Source organism: Sphingobacterium sp. LZ11T8 (assembly GCF_024261425.1).
Lineage (GTDB): Bacteria > Bacteroidota > Bacteroidia > Sphingobacteriales > Sphingobacteriaceae > Sphingobacterium.
Map to the genome: position 1 here is coordinate 577126 of NZ_JANBZY010000002.1, position 17584 is coordinate 594709.

The following is a 17584-nucleotide window of genomic DNA, read 5'->3' on the forward strand; positions in this document are numbered from 1 at the left end:
ATTACTTTTTTATTTATTTTATTTTTTCGTTAGTCACCATAATAATAACACTAATATTAATGGTCAATTTAGGAAGGTTCCCTGTTACGTCTGTTGAAAGTGACGACAAAAAAAATAACAATAACCTCTTAATTGGAATTTCTTTTCTTGCAACAGGTTTAATATTTAAAGACTTATTCCCTACTGTTTCTTCAACATTAAATTTAATTTCAATGCAATCGGAGGAGCTATATGGCAATAAACTTTTCAGAATTTTACTAACCTATGCAGGTATTACACTTATCTCAATATTAGTAAGTTATTTAATTAGTCTATTGGTTTTTAAACTACTGAAGAGTCAATTAAAAGAAACCAATTCTTCTATTGTTCTTCAAATTATTTTTTCTGCAATTTTGATTATCATGCTAATGGCGGCCAGTCCAATTGTTGTTGAATTTTTTAATTTTTATCAACCAAGTGTCAAAACTCCATTTTTTAAATAAACAATATATACAATAATATAGAACTCCAGGAATTACCAGCATCGCTAAATGGTTCAAGCTTTCTAAATACTGAATAATAACTACTTAATCTTTTTCCAAACATAATTACTCAGCCCATATATCCTTACCACGTAATAATACTGATCACGATTACGATGTACTTAAGGGAGGTATAGTGGATGATCGGGCTTTTGCTGGTTAGTTGGACGAAACCAGACCGGCGATAATGGGTTCAGCCCCACCCACCAACTGCAGAAGGGTTTCATTGGGAAGAGAAATGAATTTTTGTATTGAGAAACTTATTGCGTGGGTGAAATATTTTTCTTCAAATTTAGTCCCTTTTCGGGGTCATTCTGAGGAACGAAGAATCTCGAAACTATGCAAAATTCAAATGAAAACACCATTGCATTGGCTGCACGGTTCTTCTATCTACAATTAATTTATATTGGCGTACAGTTCCTGTACCTTCGGTACAGCATGACAGGACCTGTTGGGAGGGGAACCGTACAGATTCTTCACTGTTCGTTCAGAATCAAAATGCGCTAAAGAGGGATTCAGAGTAAAACGAAGAATCTATTGTTTATTTTAATAATTGGAGATGGTTGTCATTCCGCTATCGTAAGATGAGGAAACCATTTTTTTGTAAAGTTAAAGGTATGGATGAAGGTTTTTTTCACCCTAAAGGGAGAAATTATTTCAAGTTTGTATGTGGCGGGCGAATGCCATTCGCCCCTACAGTATCGGGGACTTTCCAGCGACAAATTGATCTTGGCCTATCCTCCCATCCCATTAATCCTGGTTCATTCCCAGATCTTGGCCCATCCTCCCATCCTTTTCATCCTGGTTCAACCGTCTAACTACTAAATACTATCTACTAACTACTCTTCCCCTTAACATACCTACTCACCCCATACATCATCAGCAGCGTAATAATACTGATCACGACGACGATATAACCTAACGTGGTATAATGTTCGATTGGGCTTTCGTTGGTTTGTTGGACGATGATCAGGCCGGCGATAATGGCTCCTATCCCACCCGACATCTGTTGCAGGGATGCGCTGACGCTCATAAAGGCGCCACGGTCTTCTTTTTCAGGCACTGCGGACACCAAGGCTGAAGAAGGCGTTACGCGGCTTAAGATCCCCATCATCATCAAGATGTTCAATACGACTACGATCGGGAAGGCTGTCGGACCTAAAGAGGTATAGATCAAGACCATGATCATCATCCAGGTGGTAGCGATGGCAAAGATCTTGTATTTGTCAAATCGGTCGCTGAGCATACCGACCATTGGCATAATCAAAAGAGAGGCAATTCCGGAGATCATAAACAGCTGTGGCAGTTGTTCGTGGGTAACATGTAGGTTGTTCACGGCGAAAACACTGCTGAATGGCATCATCATAAATCCTCCAACGGAAAGTAATGCGGTCGCCATAAAGCCGATCCTATATTCCTTGCGGGTAAAGGTCCCCCATAGGTGCTGCAGGGCAGATTGTTTCTTCTGCAGGCCGATATGTTCGGTAATAGGTTTTAATTTCAGGAAGATCAATACGGCAATCAGGACCGCTACGATGGCAATCATCAGGAAAGCACTTTGCCAACCCCAGGCATTACCGATATAGAGTCCGATTGGAATCCCCAAGACCTGGCTGGCACCGAAACCCATCTGCACAAACCCCATCACCCGACCACGCTGGTCCAAGGTGAATACATCGGTGATAATCGCCATGGAAATGGAACCGATCACTCCACCGAACAGACCCGTCACTATCCGAGCAGCCACCAACATGGGATAACTGGTGGAAAAACCGCAGAGAAAAGTTCCGATGATAAATCCGGTATAGAAAAAGAGCAGCAGCTTCTTACGATCGAAACGATCGGCAAATCCTGCAGTCAGGAGTCCTGAAATCCCGGCACTGAAGGCGTAGGCAGAAACGGCCACACCAAATTCAGAAGGCTTTAGGTCGATTGCTTTCATCAGCATATCCCCCATTGGAGACATGATCATAAAATCCAGGACAACGGTAAATTGGGTAAAAGCTAGTATGAAAATCACCAATTTCTGGTACGCAGAAAGCGGTGCTTTAGTGGATTCTTCCATATAAAAAATGCTCGGCTAAATATGTGTAATAATCTTCTAAGCCGAGCAAAGGTAGGGATTGCATCGAGCACTTGCATTTCCGTATTGAAATTTTGACAATCTATTTCCCGTCCTTCAATATTCCCTCAAATTTTTAATAAATAAGACTGGGCAAAAATCTTGAATTTTGGGTTGGATGCTGCTTCTGAATACTCTTCGAGTCTTGCTTTACCCTTATTCGAGACATATTCGAAAATTTCGAAATATGTCTCGAATGAGACCAAGCTGAATCCCGATAGAACTAACAATCCGTTTTTTGATTTCAGAACAATGTAAAAACCAATTGCAGACTTAGGATCTCTAAAACTTTTAATTATGTTTCCTCTCAGGATCCATAAGCTCCATTCCAAATACTCCCGACTATTCTTATCTTTGCGATATGTCTACAGGGTTAATTTCACAAGATACTATTATCGCTTTGGCGACCTCTCCAGGGGCCAATGGCGCAATTGCAGTGATCCGTCTATCGGGCTCCAAGGCCATTAACTTGGTCAATGAGGTTTTCAAAGGTAAGGATTTGACGAAGCAAGCTTCGCATACCGTGCATTTCGGAACCATCCGCGATGGCGAACATATTATCGATGAGGTTTTGGTGACCCTCTTTGTGGGGCCTAACTCCTATACCAAGGAGGATACCATTGAAATATCGACCCATAATTCGGCCTATATCATCGAACGCATCATCACCCTGCTGATCAAGATAGGTGCTAGAGCAGCGCGTGCCGGTGAATTTACCTTAAGGGCTTTCCTGAATGGTGGAATGGACCTTTCCCAAGCAGAAGCGGTTGCAGACCTGATTGCTTCCAATTCTGCAGCATCCCATCAGATCGCCATGCAGCAGATGCGCGGTGGATTCTCCAATCAGCTGAAGCAATTACGTGAGGACCTGGTACATTTCGCCTCCCTGATCGAATTGGAACTTGATTTCGCGGAGGAAGATGTGGAATTTGCCAATCGTGACCAGCTGAAAGCCTTGATCCAGCAGATCCACTCGGTCATTGCCAAATTGATCCGATCCTTCGAACAGGGGAATGTGCTGAAGAACGGTGTTCCAGTGGTGATTGCCGGAAAACCGAATGTGGGCAAGTCTACCCTATTGAATGCCTTGTTGAACGAGGAAAGAGCCATTGTTTCCGATATCGCCGGTACAACACGTGATACCATCGAAGATGAGATCAATATTCATGGCGTGACTTTCCGCTTTATCGATACCGCCGGAATCCGTCATACGGAAGATGTGGTGGAAGCCATCGGCGTGGAAAGGACCCGTGAGAAAATGAAGCAGGCCCGACTGATCATCTACCTCTTCGACCCTACCCAAGACCAGATCTCTGCCGTACAGGAGCAGATCGATGAAGTCAAAGGTTTGAATATTCCATTTGTGACCATTATCAATAAGTCTGATCTTCTCTCGGAAGACCAGAAAAAGGATTATGAGGTACTGAATCCGCTATATATTTCGGCCAAGCATCAAATCGGAATCGATGAACTGAAGGATGAACTCCTGAACCAGGTTAATCTTTCTAATATCAATACGGATGATGTCATGGTGACGAATATCAGGCATGTGGAAGCTTTGCAGCATACGCAGGAAGCGCTGGAGAAGGTGTTGTATGGAGTTGAGAACCCGATTACTTCGGATTTTCTTGCTATGGATATCAGGCAGGCGCTGCACCATCTTGGGGAAATAACTGGAACGGTGACTACAGATGATTTGCTGGAGAATATTTTTAGTAAGTTTTGTATCGGTAAATAAATCTGTTTTTCTTTAGTTTACTTTGCGTTCTTTTATTTGACTGTCAGTGTTTTATGAGACGCTTCACTTTTCTTTAGATTACTTTATTACTATATTCGTTGTCTATTTGCTACACCTCGACTATATTGAAGGTGTAGCAATGTACACCTTCAATATAGTCTAATGAAAATAACACTAAAAGAGAAAAAGCTGAAGAGCGGAATGATTAGTCTTTATATAGAATTTTATAAAGGCATGGCAGTGGGTGATAATGGAAAACGCACACATCTTAGAGATTTTGAGTACCTTAAGCTATACCAATTTGAAAAGCCTAAACTAGCTAGTGAAAAGAAAAATAACAAAGAGAATCTTGAGCTCGCTGAGAGTATACTAGCTATACGTAAAGCAGATTATGCCCAGGGCAAATATGGTCTTAAAAATAATATTAAGGCAAAGAGACCTTTCTTAGATTATTTTAAGGAGAAAGCTAATGATCATATTAATTCGAATAAGAATTATGGTGTATGGACTTCCGTACAATCTCACTTGGTTAAGATCATAAGTCCTAATTTAATTTTTGATGAGGTAACGGAAGATTTTTGCAAAATGATTCGAAATTATTTTGATCGTGATGCCCGAACCAAAAGTAATCTACCTCTTTCTACAAATTCAAAGTACACCTATTTCAATAAATTTAAAGCGTGCTTGAAAAGCGCTTTTAATGACGGTTACTTAACCGTAAATCTTGCCCAAAAACTAAAGAGCTTTGAGCAAGGGGAGTCTCAAAGAGAATATTTAACCTTTGAAGAACTCCAAAAACTAATTATTACTGACTGCAAATACCCTGTTCTAAAGAACGCATTCCTATTTTCATGCCTTTCAGGACTTCGATGGTCCGATTGCAATAAGCTAATCTGGTCTGAGGTACGTGATGAAGGTAATGGTGTATATCGTATAAATTTCAGACAACAGAAAACTGATGGTGTAGAATACCTTTACGTATCTAAACAGACAGTAGATCTTCTAGGAGAAAGAGGGAGCCCTAATGAACGTGTTTTTAAGGGATTAAGGTATGGCATGACTTACAATAATGAATTAGCCAAATGGGTGTTAAACGCTGGAATTATGCGTCATATAACATTTCATTCTGGACGCCATACAAATGCGGTGTTGCTATTGGAGAATGGTGCTGATTTGTACACTGTTCAAAAACGGTTAGGTCATAAAGTTATAAAAACAACCGCCATTTATGCAAAGATAGCGGATGCTAAGATGCGTGAATCTGCTTACATAATTCCAGAACTTAATTTTTAAAAATATGAAAACATTACTAGATGTAATATATTACACTGCAGCTGCTATTTTGACTTATCAAATTTTTAGAGCTTGGTGGCATTGGGGTATTTTATTTGTTAAATTTATGTTTGATGAGCCATTAAATAAATTTAAATCGAAAGTCGAAAAACCCAGATTGTTTTTTCATATAGTCACCGTTGGCTTATCTTTAATAGCTTTTTTTCAATTGAAAAATTCTGATTTATATTTACAGTTTTTCTTTTTCATAGCTATTTTGTTTTTTGGTGTAATATTTCAGTTGACTTGGTATGATATATTTGAAACGAGATTTGTACCCGCTGTTAAGAAAAGGCTGAACAAATCCTATTCTGATTTTAAATCTAATTACCAATATGAAGAAGCTATTGCTATATACAGAAGTTTGGTTTCAAATGGATATTTAATTTTTGAAGATGTAAATGTTCAATTGATTATGGAAAAGCAATTTACAGAAATACTATTAAAAGGAGTTTTACCAGAAAAGCCTCTCTTCTCTCTTCAGATGGATTATCTTCAGATCAATGTTGTGTACGAGAGGATGTTACCTAGAATTTCACAATTTCCTTGGGATTATTTTTTAAGAATATTTACAGATTTTAAAGGTGACATCAATCTTCCTGCTCTTCAATCATCAGTTTCTAGGGCAAAAAAGAAAATGATCATTAAAAAAAAGAATCAATATGCGCGTGAACAAAGCATAATTGAGTCGATATTTTTATCTGCACCTAAATACGGTTAAGAATATTGGTTAATTTGGTTAAGAACTTAACTTACGGCCGGATTTTATTACTATTCCATCTTTCTTTGCTTGACTTAACAATCAAAGTACAAGATGGAGAAAAACGAATTAATCTTAGAAAAATTAGACCGATTAGAAAAATATCTAATCGGTTTTAAGGACATTTTAAATGTTGAAGACTTAGCTTTTTATACAGGGTATAAGCCTGCATATATCTATAAGCTCGTACACGAATCCAAAATTCCTTATTCCAAATCGGAAGCTGGTGGTTCAAAATTGTTTTTTAGTCGTAAAGCTATTGATTCCTGGTTGATGGGTAATCGATATAAGTCTACAAACGAATCACAAATTCAAGCCTTTAATTATACCGCAAAAACAACTTCAAAAAAGAAGGGATAAGCATTGCTACCTATCTCTTCTTTTAAATTTCTTACGGGCTGATGCCGATTATAGACCTGACAGTCAAAGATAGCGTATCCTGCTCAATAAATCAATTCCATATGATGAATGAAAATACTACATACCCTTACATAAGGGTCAGGACTGCTTATTATAAAAAAATTAAAAAGCCACTTTTATCTGGAGACTTTGTAGAAACTTTAGCTCCATGGTCACTTGATGTAATTAAACAAGATTATGGACGCAAATGGTCCGAAGTGTTTGATCAAATACCAAAGTATGATGGTTTTTGTAATATTCCATCACACATGGATTATAAACGGTCTTACAAAGGGTTCTATAATCAGTATGAACCGTTACTGGTCAAACCCAAAAAGGGTGACTTTGAAAATATACTGTACTTTTTAGAACACATATTCCGCGACCAAATCACCGTTGCTTTAGATTACCTAACAATCCTCTACAGACGGCCAACTGAAAGATTACCCGTCCTGTGCTTAGTTAGTACCGAGAGGGGAACCGGAAAGTCGACCTTTTTGGCTCTCTTAAAAGAAATTTTTGGAGCCAATATGACTTATAATAATAATGAAGATTTCAGATCGAACTTCAACGATTCCTGGATAAATAAACTTGTTATAGCAGTTGACGAAGTCTTGCTTGATCGTCGAGAAGATTCAGAAAAAATAAAAAATTTATCTACCGCACGTGCATATAAGATGGAATCTAAGGGCATCGACCGAAGTGAAGTTGAATTTTTTGGAAAGTTCATACTTTGTTCGAATAATGAGGAGGATTTTATCACTATAGATCCCTTAGAGACCAGATATTGGATTCGTAAGGTTCCTGCGCTAAAAACAACGGACCCGTTTCTCTTTGAAAAAATGAAGACTGAAGTACCAGCATTAATGTACTACTTAAATGAACGTGAGATAGCTAGTGAAAAGAAAAGTAGAATGTGGTTTACGCCAGAACAGTTGATTACTGATTCATTGTTAAAAATAAAAAAGAGGTTCCGAAATAAAGTTGAGACAGAGCTCTTGGGAATAATGTCGGAAATAATGGACAGCTATGGTATAGAGGTCTTTAACTTCACGAACAAAGATGCCATCGAATTATTGAGAAGCAATAATATAAAAGTAACCAGAGCAGAAGCGAAAAAGATCATAGACGTTTGGAATATACCGGCTTCAGATAACACGTTTAATTACACGACATATAAGTATGATCATAGCGGTATCTTATATGAGTCACAATTAAAAGGTCGGTTCTATACTATAAAAAGGTCTGACATTGATCAAATCTTGATGATTTGATGATTTAATTTTATAATTATTTAATTATCAATATGATATTTAATCATCAAGTTGTCATCAAACTATCATCAATCATCAATGTTGCTATTATAAAGCAAATTGAGATCATCAAAAATCATCAAAAAATGATGCTTTGATGATCAATTGATGATGTTGTATGTTTTTTATTATAAGACAATTACATCGTATTATCATCAAATCATCAAAAAAAATGTCATTATGTTACCCCAAGAAATAAACAAACAGCCAATAACCAGTTTTTTGGCAACAAACGGTATCTACCCAGAACGAAAATATCATGGATATTGGATGTATAAATCTTTAATAAATCCGGAGCAGAATACCGGAAGTTTAAAAGTGTCTTCTAACAACCTATGGGTCGATTATTCTGCAGATAATCTCGGTGGTACCCTAATCGATCTAATTTTGCTACTATTTCCGAGTTTAACTGTAAAAGATATTATAGATAAATTCTCTAATGGCAATTTTTCTTTTCACCACCCAACAAATTCGTTACAGGTGAAATTACACAATTCCTCTTCCCTTAAAATAATCAAAAGCGAATCTATCTTGAATCATCCGGGGCTATGTAAATACCTACAGTGTAATCGAAAAATTGATCTAGAAGTAGCATCAAGGTATTTAAAGGCTTACCAATATAAGATTCATGATAAGATATATTGGAATCTTGGTGCAAAAAATCAGCTTAATGGGCATAACTTATTTGCAAGCGGATTCAAATGTGCAACTAAGCAGGGAGTAACAGTTTTTGATAACCCAAATACAAACGCTATTGTTTGTTTTGAAGGAATTATAGATTTTTTAAGTTTTCTAATATTGTTTCCTGATCAGGAATATAAGCTGGGCTATTGTATTTTAAATTCAGTTAATAATATCAAAATGACGGGCGAGCTTCTGATTTCTAAACAGCATATTATAGGCTGTCTTGATAATGATAAAGCAGGAGATACGGCTACCAATAAACTGCGGCAAATTTCAAAAAGTATAGGAGCTAAATTTTCGGATATGAGATATCGCTTTAAGGATTACAAAGATTTAAATGATTTCTTATCGAGTGAAAAGAAAACTATTTTTTAGGTATAGATTAAAAGAGCAAGCTATGTGGTTGTCGGACAAACCACGCTTGCTCATTCCAAAATTCTCACTGTGTTCGCATTATTATGAGTAAACAAAATAGAACTATAAAAATTACTTTCCGAGTTTCTGAAGCTGAGCTTTTTGAAATAGAACGTCTCTGTAGATTTGCCGGAATGAATATGTCAGACTTGGTACGAATGGCCGTGCTTACAGCAAAGATTAAACCTGCAGATATACCCTTAGTAGACCAAGCTTCATTTGTCGAACTTAAAAGGATTGGAAATAATATCAATCAGATTGCTCGAAGCATTAACGCGGGAACTATCGATGGGAACTTGATTTTAACAAACATTCAATCTATCAGGATGAATGTTGAGATGCTTACTAAATATTTGATCCATCATGATAGCCAAGATTAAAATAGGAAAAAGTTTTATAGGTGCATTAGAATACAATACCAACAAAATAAATCACCCTGATATCGATGAGCGAGCTGAATTGCTTGAATCAAATTTTTCTTCGTTGGAAACAGATTCTGTTAGAAAAGAACTGCTTTTTTTAGAACTATTAAATCCAGGGCTAGAACGCACTACATTCCACACCAGTTTAAATTTTGGTAAAGGCGAAGTATTATCTAATGAATTAATGCTGGCTATAGCGAAGGAATATATGCATGGAATGGGGTTTGGAGATAATATGTATGCTATTGTTAGGCATAATGATACGGATCATCCGCATTGCCATATTCTTTGTCACCGAACTAAGCTAGATGGAAAGACAGTTTCTGATAGTAACAGTTATCATAAAAGCAATGAGGTTCTTCGGAGTCTAGAAGATAAATATGGTTTAATAAAAGTCAATAGCATTTACGATGCTACCAATAAGAATATCACAAAAAATGAAATCGAGTACATGCTGCGAACTAAAAAACCAACTCTAAAAGCTGAGCTTGAACTATTGGTATCCGTTTCGAAAGATAAAGCTGCTGATATAAATGATTTTGTCATTCGATTAGAACAAAAGGGAATAAAAATATTCTTCAGACAAGACACCGATAGCAATCCAGTTGGACTACTATTCCTCTATCAAGGGAAAGTGATACCTGCTTCTAAACTCAAAAAAGAATTTGTATTGCCCCGAGTTTTGGAACACTTTGAACTTACAAATCACTCTAAATTACCTGAGTTTGCCAACTACATCAACGAAAGGACTAATAAAGCGTTGGTGTCGCAAGGATTCAATAGCTTATATGTAAAAATCAGAGGAAGTGTGGCTTCTGTATTTATAAAGGCAGCTGTAAATCAAGCATTATCACAAAATAAATCAATAGATTCATTTATAGGGAGTTTAGAGCAAAGTGGCATTAATTGCCTATTCAATGTCGCCAAAACTGGACGAGTGACTGGCATGAGCTTAATCTACAATGGTAAAGCTTATAAATCAAGCGATATAGACAGAAATTTTAGTTCTAACAAAATATTTAAAAAACTAGGTTATGAGCAAGTTAGAGACAGCGAGACAATTAATAAATCAAACGCTGCAACAAGAGCGCGACATGGAGATCAAATTCCAAAAGCAAGTGTTGGAGAGGTTCGAAACATTGAAAAACAATCAGGTCGTAATCTTCAATCGAATAAAAACGGAGACCTCAAAATCCGAAAAACTATGCAGCCAGATTTTAAATCAGCTTCAGGAACAACAAGATCAGATAACATTTCTCCTGAAAAGGCAGAAATCACTGGAAAATTGGCGACTGATTTCATTAATAATATTAGCAGTATTTTTAATCCTGGTTATTCTAAAGATGGACTAAATACACAGCGAAATGATAAGAAAGTTAAAAATAAGCCATCTTTATAATATTAATATTTTTTATATTTCCGTATCTTTAGAGCATGAGCCTACAGAAAAGCAAACTATTAGAACAGATTCATGAAGGAATAATTGATCGCTGTAAAAAAGCCAATGTTCCAATGATTTTTAAAACTAGGGATTGTGAAGATGATGAATGGTATGGTAAAAATTTGAGTACCGGCAAGCTGTCAAAACTTAAATTTCTCCCATCTGATATGGGGACTGATATCGTAACGTTATGGAGTGAGTAAGTTTTAAATAGGCTAAATTTCAATTAATTACGATGAGTTACTACGAGGACGAGGAAGATTATAGATCATCTGTGAAATTTTATGGATTCTTATTTAAAATCGCTTTTAATATTGCAATAGTAATAATATTATATAAATTATTATATATCCCCAATTATCCTGAAGACCTAAAGAATTCTCCAGCATTGTACATAATGCCAATAATTGGAGCTATTGGTGCATATTGTTATTTAAGCTATTGGTTTGGTTGGAAAAATAGTCTATACATTGTAGGGATAGCAGGATTTTCTATTGGTTTGATCGCATTGACAAGTTTTCAAACGCTATCTACCCTTTATGGGGTAGGCTTTCTGATCGCTTTGGGCTATGGGGGTTATTTATTGATAAAGATGGTTGTTCAAGCTTTTCTTAAAAGACGTTGACAGATATGGGTTTATTGAACTTGGGAGTGTAAGACAGCTGTACCACATCGCTAGTTTTAGCTGGATAAATTCTTGTAGTATTCAAGCTTCTCGATATAAGTTTCAATATCGGTACGCCCATCTGAAAGATCAAATTCGCTTGCAAAATTATAAATCATGTCACTTAGTTTTTTTCGTAAGTAATCAGGAAGGGAATCATGCTGTTCTGCAAAATACTCTTCGATCATGACTCCCTGGACTTCTTCACTTTGTTGACTGAAAGCTTCTAAGTAATAACTCAGAGATTCTTCGTCGGAGCTAATAATATCGGCTACTAATATTGAAAGAATCTTCTGCGAGGACATATTCAGTCCATTTAACAGTTTATACAATTCATAATCTAGCTCAGGGTTGTGATCGCCGCAAGCATAGCTTAGCCTTTCGAGAAGATTTGTCGGGTAAACGTAATATGTGTCATTCTTTTCAATAGCAACCTTTTCAAGTAGCTGACCAATAAATAAGTTGGTGATTTTTTTCGAAATTTCTATAAACTCAGTTGAGAATAGCTCACGGATGAACTCTCGATGGTTTCCTCGGTAAATAGCCTGCTGCATGATAATTCTTATAAATATTATTAATGTTTTCTCTTAATATAAGCCAATATTATAAAAAGATAGAGTTGCACGTGTATTCTTAGTCAAGATATTCATTCGTGCCCAATATCGCCTCCGTAGTGTTGTAAATTTTTTTCTTGAAGTATTCATTCGCTGCAGACATTCCCTCAAATTCTTTAGCGATCTTGGTTTTCGTATCTGTTACAATTTTTAATTTTCTCTCATTAGATAAGTTAGAAAATTGTGGAGTTGTAATGGTATCGAGCTCTAATACAAATTCAAAAGATCTTTTTACCCCACTTAACATCGATTTTCTAAAAACTTTACGTTGCGCTCCAGTAAGGTGTTTGTCATATCTTTCGACATTATTGCTGTACAGTGCTGTTAATTCTTTTTGCTTTAAAAAGAAATCATTTAGTTTGAAATCAGAATCATCAGATCCCAATATATCCTCAACCTTCTTTTGATAAGCTTCCAAATTTGAATGACCCTCTTTTATCTGATTTTGGATTATTACAATATTATCATGTGAAATTGTATCTAGTACAGAAATTATTGGCTTTATTGCATTTGATTCCTTTGTCAATGAAGGCTTACAGTTTGTCATAAATAATAAAGTAGTAGCAAGGCGGAAAATTCGGATAGTAGCAGGTGTCTCCATGTTCATATGAGTATTTGTTAATTTTAATATTAAAATATTTTAATAAAGTTTGATGTAAATTAATTTGTGATTGTTCTATGTTTTAGGTGTATCAAATGGATCATCTGCATATAGTTTTTCATCAGGGAATAAATAATCCATCATACAAATCGTAAATTCCCTCATGCCTTCTTCTCGTCTTAAATTTCTTGTTTTTACACACTCATCACATTGGCACCACGGTGCCTCGTAGTGACCACAAGAGAGACACAGAAACTTTATTTTTAATGGATTTGTATTAGGTGAAATCTTGTAAAATAGCTTGCTACCACAATAGCAATCAGCAGTTGACTTTTCGTACGGTAAAAGCTTATAGAAATTCCTTTTATTTAAATCACCTTGTATAGCAAGTTGATTTTTAATCTTTTCAATAGGTGTCCTTTGCTGGTATAACTTTAATGCTAATGCAACTTGATCTTCAGGTAAGTTTTGTAACGCTGACTTTTTGTTCTTGAAGTAATATCTTGTTTGCACCATAATGAAATCTTCTAATGAGAATAAAGAAAGGCGTGAAACTAAGATCATATCCTTATCAGAGGCTTGCGACGGCCCTACAACCAGATAGACTTAGCCCACGCCCATTATGAGGCACGGGCGTAAGTCTATCGCTAAAACGGTTGTAATCTGAAGGTCGCAATTTCTGATAAACCATAACGATAGCTTACGCTGTTTCGTTCAATAAATTATTAGGGTAAAGATAAAGAAATTATGAGTTAAAATGTTGTATTTTGATATGGTGTAACGAATTACAATATGAAAATACAAATAATCAGCGATTTGCATCAAGAGTTTGGTATTACGGAATTGTCTTTTGATAATACTGATGTTGTTGTGATTGCTGGCGACATAAACTTAGGGATAAAGGGATTGCATTGGATACAATCAAGAATTAAAGATAAGCCTGTGATTTATGTGCTTGGGAACCACGAATATTATAAAAGCTCTTATCCCAAAATACTAAATAAACTAAGGACATTGGCTAAAAACACTAACATTCATGTATTGGAAGATTCTTTTTTTGATATTGATGATATTCGATTTCATGGATGTACTTTATGGACAGACTTTTCCATTTTTGGTAATCCGATGGAATATGGTATCATTTGCCAAGCCGTTATGAACGACTATAAGATGATAAAGCGAGATCCTTCTTATTCTAAAATACGGACTATTGATACGTATAAAATTCATCAAGTCTCCCGCAAATGGCTGGACGAAAGTTTGCAAGATTCCAAGAAATCGAAAAATATTGTCATTACGCATCATGCGCCAAGTTTGCAATCTGTTTCGGAACAATATAAAAACGATCCAGTAACAGCTGCTTATGCTTCGAATATGGAAGATTTTATATTAAAGCACCAGGCTGCCTTTTGGATTCATGGCCATATCCATACCCCGACACGTTATCATATTGGCAAAACAGAAATTATTTGCAATCCTCATGGTTATATTGATGAACCCTATAATGGCTATCAAAAGGAATTGATTATTGACGTGTAAAATTAAGCAATTTAAAATTCATTGAAAATCAATGCTTAGATAGTGGGGGATTTCAATTTTAGATTTCGTGGAATCTAAAGGCGATTAAAATGGTTTTTTCTTTTCAATAGCCAGTTATCTTTATTTTACTGCATTGCCTTTTATTATGGTTTACCGTATTATACTAGCTATTTTTTGAGTATATTTAGACCATTTATTAGCATCACTTTTATTATTAGAATTATGAAAATAAAAGATGATTTTAATTCAGCTTTTTGAAGGACAAAAAATTAAATATTTCAGATGACAAGAGAACAAGAGAGAGACCAATTACACCGTGCAATATGGCAGATTGCCAATGATTTAAGAGGAAGTGTTGATGGATGGGATTTTAAATCTTACGTATTAGGCATTTTATTTTATCGTTTTATATCTGAAAATCTAACCTCACATATCAATAAAGCAGAATGGGATACTGGAAATACTTATTTTGATTTTGCAAAACTATCGGATGGTGATGCCGAATTTGGTCGAAAAGATACCGTTTCTGAAAAAGGATTTTTTATTCTTCCATCTGAGTTATTTCAAAATGTACAACGGAATGCGGAAAACAATCCAAACTTAAACGTGGATTTACACCGTATTTTTAAAGATATCGAATCATCCGCTAATGGAACAGATAGCGAAGATGACCTAAAAGGCTTATTTGATGATGTTGATGTCAATAGCAATAAACTGGGTGGCACGGTAGAGCAACGAAATTCACGATTAGCCAAAATTTTAAATGCAATTGCTGGACTAAGATTGGGCGATTATCAAGATAATAATATTGATGCTTTCGGTGATGCGTACGAATACCTGATGACCATGTACGCGAGTAATGCAGGAAAATCAGGAGGAGAGTTTTTTACGCCTCAGGAAGTTTCTGAATTATTAGCTGAAATTACGTTAGTAGGCAAAACACAAGTAAACAAAGTATATGATCCAGCTTGTGGTTCGGGTTCTTTGTTGTTGAAGTTTGCCAAAGTATTGGGTAAAGATAATGTACGTCAGGGTTTTTATGGTCAGGAAGTGAATATCACGACCTACAACCTTTGTCGTATCAATATGTTTTTGCACGATATCAACTTCGAGAAGTTCAATATCAGCCACGGCGATACCTTGATGGATCCGATGCACTGGGATGATGAGCCTTTTGATGCTATCGTGTCAAATCCACCGTATTCCATTAAATGGGAAGGCGATGCCAACCCGCTATTGATTAATGATCCACGATTTGCCCCTGCTGGTGTATTAGCACCGAAGTCTAAAGCCGATTTGGCGTTTACGATGCATATGCTTTCGTGGTTGGCTACTTCGGGTACGGCTGCCATTGTAGAGTTTCCTGGGGTATTGTACAGAGGTGGAGCAGAACAAAAAATTCGTAAATATTTAATTGACAATAATTATGTAGATGCAGTCGTCCAATTACCAGCAGATTTATTTTTTGGTACGTCGATAGCGACTTGTATTATCGTATTGAAGAAAAGTAAAAAGGATAATGCGACCTTATTTATCGATGCTTCTGCCGAATTTGTACGTGGTGGTAATAAGAATAAATTGTCGGACGATAATCGAAAGAAAATTCTGAATGCGTTTATCATTCGTGAAACAGTGGATCACTTCGCGAGATTAGTGCCTAATGAGGAGATCGCACAGAACGATTATAATATTGCAGTAAGTTCGTATGTAGAACAGGAAAATACTACAGAAGCTACTGATATCGTTGCCTTGAATCAACGTATCAAAGAGATTGTAGCTCGTCAGCAGGAATTACGCATTTCTATAAATGCTATTGTCAATGATTTGGAAGGAGTGTGCAATGAGTAAAATAGACGAATTAATTGCTCAATATTGTCCTGATGGGGTTGAATATAAGACTGTTTGGGAAGTTACTGCATGGGATAAAAAGTTTAACTCAGTTGATAATTATAAACAGCCGAAGGTCAGAAAATATAAATATTATTTAGCGAATGAGTTAAAACCAATGATTGTGTCTAATGGTACAATCAAAATTTTAACAACTAATGTATCTGATTTGTTTACTTCTGAAGTTTTCGCTGAAGGGAATGCAATTGAAGATGAGATAATTGCCATTCCATGGGGAGGTAATGCTGTGGTACAATATTACAATGGAAAATTTATTACTTCTGATAATAGAATAGCTGTTGTTAATGAAAATTCAGGTTTATTAACTAAGTTTCTTTATTATATTTTTTTAAAAAATATAGATCTAATTGCGTCATTCTATAGAGGTTCTGGAATAAAGCATCCTAATATGTCAAAAATTTTAGATATGAAGGTTCCCATTCCACCCTTACCAGTTCAAGAAGAGATAGTTTCTATTTTGGATAAATTTACTGCGCTGCAGGCGGAGCTGGAGGCGGAGCTGGAGGCGCGTACGCACCAATACGAATACTACCGTAATGAACTGCTTTCTTTTGAAGGTAAGGATGTGGAGTGGAAGAGTTTGAAGGAAGTAGCATTATTAAAGACAGGTTCACGAAATACTGTTGATGCAATATTAGATGCAGAATTCGACTTTTATGTTAGGTCTCAAGATGTATTAAAAATTGATGGTTATGATTTTGATGATAAAGAATGTATTATAACATCTGGAGATGGTGTTGGAGTTGGTAAAATTTTACATTATGTAAGAGGAAAATATGCACTTCACCAAAGAGCATATAGGATATTAGTTAACAATAGTCTGTTAAGTACTAAATTTTTATACTTTTATATGAAACAAACTTTCTATAAGTATATAATGGGTAATTCAGTTAGTTCGTCGGTAACATCTTTAAGAAAACCAATGTTAGAAAGATATCCAATTCCTATTCCTCCAATAGAAGAGCAAGAGCGCATAGTAGGTATATTAGATAAATTTGATGCTTTGGTCAATGATATTTCTATAGGTTTGCCAGCTGAGATACAAGCACGCAGACAACAGTATGAATATTATCGTGGCAAGTTATTGACTTTTGAACCCTTAACGGCTTAAA

Annotated in this window: 19 protein-coding genes; 15 read left to right on the plus strand and 4 right to left on the minus strand. The window is 35.9% G+C overall.

Features of this window, described 5'->3' with window-relative positions; all coding sequences use genetic code 11:
- Positions 1-59: 59 nt before the first annotated feature.
- Together NLF99_RS07420 and NLF99_RS07425 are read left to right on the plus strand one after the other, a co-directional pair.
- The gene (locus tag NLF99_RS07420; RefSeq protein ID WP_254527439.1) at positions 60-482 is read left to right on the plus strand and encodes a hypothetical protein; all 423 of its coding nucleotides are present in this window, start codon (positions 60-62) and stop codon (positions 480-482) included.
- 378 nt (positions 483-860) lie between these two features.
- Positions 861-1028 carry a hypothetical protein gene (locus NLF99_RS07425; RefSeq protein ID WP_254527441.1) on the plus strand — a complete coding sequence of 56 codons (168 nt, stop codon included), beginning with the start codon at positions 861-863 and terminating at the stop codon, positions 1026-1028.
- Positions 1029-1356: 328 nt separating this feature from the next.
- On the opposite strand, the gene NLF99_RS07430 is transcribed toward NLF99_RS07425, so the two are convergent.
- Positions 1357-2586, minus strand: a complete 1230-nt coding sequence (locus NLF99_RS07430) for an MFS transporter (RefSeq protein ID WP_254527443.1) — start codon at positions 2584-2586, stop codon at positions 1357-1359.
- Positions 2587-3004: 418 nt separating this feature from the next.
- Between NLF99_RS07430 and mnmE the strand changes: the two genes are divergently transcribed.
- From mnmE to NLF99_RS07480, 10 genes are all read left to right on the plus strand, one after another.
- Positions 3005-4381, plus strand: coding sequence for a tRNA uridine-5-carboxymethylaminomethyl(34) synthesis GTPase MnmE (mnmE, locus tag NLF99_RS07435; RefSeq protein ID WP_254527449.1), 1377 nt, complete (start codon positions 3005-3007; stop codon positions 4379-4381).
- Between the two features lie 162 nt (positions 4382-4543).
- Positions 4544-5674 (plus strand): site-specific integrase, encoded by a 1131-nt coding sequence (locus NLF99_RS07440; RefSeq protein WP_254527451.1) that lies wholly within the window; start codon positions 4544-4546, stop codon positions 5672-5674.
- Positions 5675-5678: 4 nt separating this feature from the next.
- Positions 5679-6434, plus strand: coding sequence for a hypothetical protein (locus NLF99_RS07445; protein WP_254527453.1), 756 nt, complete (start codon positions 5679-5681; stop codon positions 6432-6434).
- 93 nt (positions 6435-6527) lie between these two features.
- On the plus strand, positions 6528-6833 hold the full coding sequence (locus NLF99_RS07450) for a helix-turn-helix domain-containing protein (protein WP_254527455.1): 306 nt from the start codon (positions 6528-6530) through the stop codon (positions 6831-6833).
- Positions 6834-6934: 101 nt separating this feature from the next.
- Positions 6935-8146, plus strand: coding sequence for a primase-helicase family protein (locus NLF99_RS07455; RefSeq protein WP_254527457.1), 1212 nt, complete (start codon positions 6935-6937; stop codon positions 8144-8146).
- Between the two features lie 219 nt (positions 8147-8365).
- Entirely contained in the window at positions 8366-9244 is an 879-nt protein-coding gene (locus tag NLF99_RS07460) for a toprim domain-containing protein (protein ID WP_254527459.1), read from the plus strand.
- Between the two features lie 83 nt (positions 9245-9327).
- Positions 9328-9663, plus strand: a complete 336-nt coding sequence (gene mobC / locus NLF99_RS07465) for a plasmid mobilization relaxosome protein MobC (RefSeq protein ID WP_254527461.1) — start codon at positions 9328-9330, stop codon at positions 9661-9663.
- A complete protein-coding gene (locus tag NLF99_RS07470; RefSeq protein ID WP_254527463.1) occupies positions 9647-11104 on the plus strand; it encodes a relaxase/mobilization nuclease domain-containing protein in 1458 nt (485 codons plus the stop codon). The genes mobC and NLF99_RS07470 overlap by 17 nt, the downstream gene beginning before the upstream one ends.
- Positions 11105-11139: 35 nt before the next feature.
- Positions 11140-11349 carry a hypothetical protein gene (locus NLF99_RS07475; RefSeq protein WP_254527465.1) on the plus strand — a complete coding sequence of 70 codons (210 nt, stop codon included), beginning with the start codon at positions 11140-11142 and terminating at the stop codon, positions 11347-11349.
- A gap of 32 nt (positions 11350-11381) precedes the next feature.
- Positions 11382-11771: a hypothetical protein gene (locus NLF99_RS07480; RefSeq protein ID WP_254527467.1), complete on the plus strand. Its 390-nt coding sequence runs from the start codon at positions 11382-11384 to the stop codon at positions 11769-11771.
- Positions 11772-11827: 56 nt separating this feature from the next.
- Here the strand turns inward: NLF99_RS07480 and NLF99_RS07485 are convergent, their stop codons facing one another.
- The 3 genes from NLF99_RS07485 to NLF99_RS07495 all read right to left on the minus strand — a co-directional run bounded on the left by NLF99_RS07485 (position 11828) and on the right by NLF99_RS07495 (position 13589).
- A complete protein-coding gene (locus NLF99_RS07485; protein ID WP_254527472.1) occupies positions 11828-12364 on the minus strand; it encodes a hypothetical protein in 537 nt (178 codons plus the stop codon).
- A 79-nt stretch (positions 12365-12443) separates the two neighbouring features.
- Positions 12444-13031 (minus strand): hypothetical protein, encoded by a 588-nt coding sequence (locus tag NLF99_RS07490; RefSeq protein WP_254527474.1) that lies wholly within the window; start codon positions 13029-13031, stop codon positions 12444-12446.
- Positions 13032-13100: 69 nt separating this feature from the next.
- On the minus strand, positions 13101-13589 hold the full coding sequence (locus tag NLF99_RS07495; RefSeq protein ID WP_254527476.1) for a hypothetical protein: 489 nt from the start codon (positions 13587-13589) through the stop codon (positions 13101-13103).
- A gap of 228 nt (positions 13590-13817) precedes the next feature.
- Here NLF99_RS07495 and NLF99_RS07500 point away from each other — a divergent pair, with 228 nt between their 5' ends.
- The 3 genes from NLF99_RS07500 to NLF99_RS07510 all read left to right on the plus strand — a co-directional run bounded on the left by NLF99_RS07500 (position 13818) and on the right by NLF99_RS07510 (position 17583).
- Complete coding sequence (locus NLF99_RS07500; RefSeq protein ID WP_254527478.1) at positions 13818-14564, plus strand: metallophosphoesterase; 747 nt, start codon at positions 13818-13820, stop codon at positions 14562-14564.
- A 282-nt stretch (positions 14565-14846) separates the two neighbouring features.
- Positions 14847-16412 carry a type I restriction-modification system subunit M gene (locus NLF99_RS07505; protein WP_254527480.1) on the plus strand — a complete coding sequence of 522 codons (1566 nt, stop codon included), beginning with the start codon at positions 14847-14849 and terminating at the stop codon, positions 16410-16412.
- Positions 16384-17583 (plus strand): restriction endonuclease subunit S, encoded by a 1200-nt coding sequence (locus NLF99_RS07510; protein ID WP_254527484.1) that lies wholly within the window; start codon positions 16384-16386, stop codon positions 17581-17583. Before NLF99_RS07505 ends, NLF99_RS07510 begins: the two co-directional genes overlap by 29 nt.
- Position 17584: the final 1 nt, after the last annotated feature.

Excerpts from the sequence above, each read along its gene's own strand:
- NLF99_RS07420 (WP_254527439.1), top strand. The coding sequence starts at position 60 with ATGGTCAATTTAGGAAGGTTCCCTGTTACGTCTGTTGAAAGTGACGAC.
- NLF99_RS07485 (WP_254527472.1), bottom strand. The coding sequence starts at position 12,364 with ATGCAGCAGGCTATTTACCGAGGAAACCATCGAGAGTTCATCCGTGAG.
- NLF99_RS07480 (WP_254527467.1), top strand. The coding sequence starts at position 11,382 with ATGAGTTACTACGAGGACGAGGAAGATTATAGATCATCTGTGAAATTT.
- NLF99_RS07500 (WP_254527478.1), top strand. The coding sequence starts at position 13,818 with ATGAAAATACAAATAATCAGCGATTTGCATCAAGAGTTTGGTATTACG.
- NLF99_RS07440 (WP_254527451.1), top strand. The coding sequence starts at position 4,544 with ATGAAAATAACACTAAAAGAGAAAAAGCTGAAGAGCGGAATGATTAGT.
- NLF99_RS07510 (WP_254527484.1), top strand. The coding sequence starts at position 16,384 with ATGATTTGGAAGGAGTGTGCAATGAGTAAAATAGACGAATTAATTGCT.
- mobC (WP_254527461.1), top strand. The coding sequence starts at position 9,328 with ATGAGTAAACAAAATAGAACTATAAAAATTACTTTCCGAGTTTCTGAA.
- NLF99_RS07430 (WP_254527443.1), bottom strand. The coding sequence starts at position 2,586 with ATGGAAGAATCCACTAAAGCACCGCTTTCTGCGTACCAGAAATTGGTG.
- NLF99_RS07450 (WP_254527455.1), top strand. The coding sequence starts at position 6,528 with ATGGAGAAAAACGAATTAATCTTAGAAAAATTAGACCGATTAGAAAAA.
- NLF99_RS07505 (WP_254527480.1), top strand. The coding sequence starts at position 14,847 with ATGACAAGAGAACAAGAGAGAGACCAATTACACCGTGCAATATGGCAG.
- NLF99_RS07445 (WP_254527453.1), top strand. The coding sequence starts at position 5,679 with ATGAAAACATTACTAGATGTAATATATTACACTGCAGCTGCTATTTTG.
- NLF99_RS07470 (WP_254527463.1), top strand. The coding sequence starts at position 9,647 with ATGATAGCCAAGATTAAAATAGGAAAAAGTTTTATAGGTGCATTAGAA.
- NLF99_RS07475 (WP_254527465.1), top strand. The coding sequence starts at position 11,140 with ATGAGCCTACAGAAAAGCAAACTATTAGAACAGATTCATGAAGGAATA.
- NLF99_RS07495 (WP_254527476.1), bottom strand. The coding sequence starts at position 13,589 with ATGATCTTAGTTTCACGCCTTTCTTTATTCTCATTAGAAGATTTCATT.
- NLF99_RS07425 (WP_254527441.1), top strand. The coding sequence starts at position 861 with ATGCAAAATTCAAATGAAAACACCATTGCATTGGCTGCACGGTTCTTC.
- mnmE (WP_254527449.1), top strand. The coding sequence starts at position 3,005 with ATGTCTACAGGGTTAATTTCACAAGATACTATTATCGCTTTGGCGACC.
- NLF99_RS07490 (WP_254527474.1), bottom strand. The coding sequence starts at position 13,031 with ATGAACATGGAGACACCTGCTACTATCCGAATTTTCCGCCTTGCTACT.
- NLF99_RS07455 (WP_254527457.1), top strand. The coding sequence starts at position 6,935 with ATGATGAATGAAAATACTACATACCCTTACATAAGGGTCAGGACTGCT.
- NLF99_RS07460 (WP_254527459.1), top strand. The coding sequence starts at position 8,366 with ATGTTACCCCAAGAAATAAACAAACAGCCAATAACCAGTTTTTTGGCA.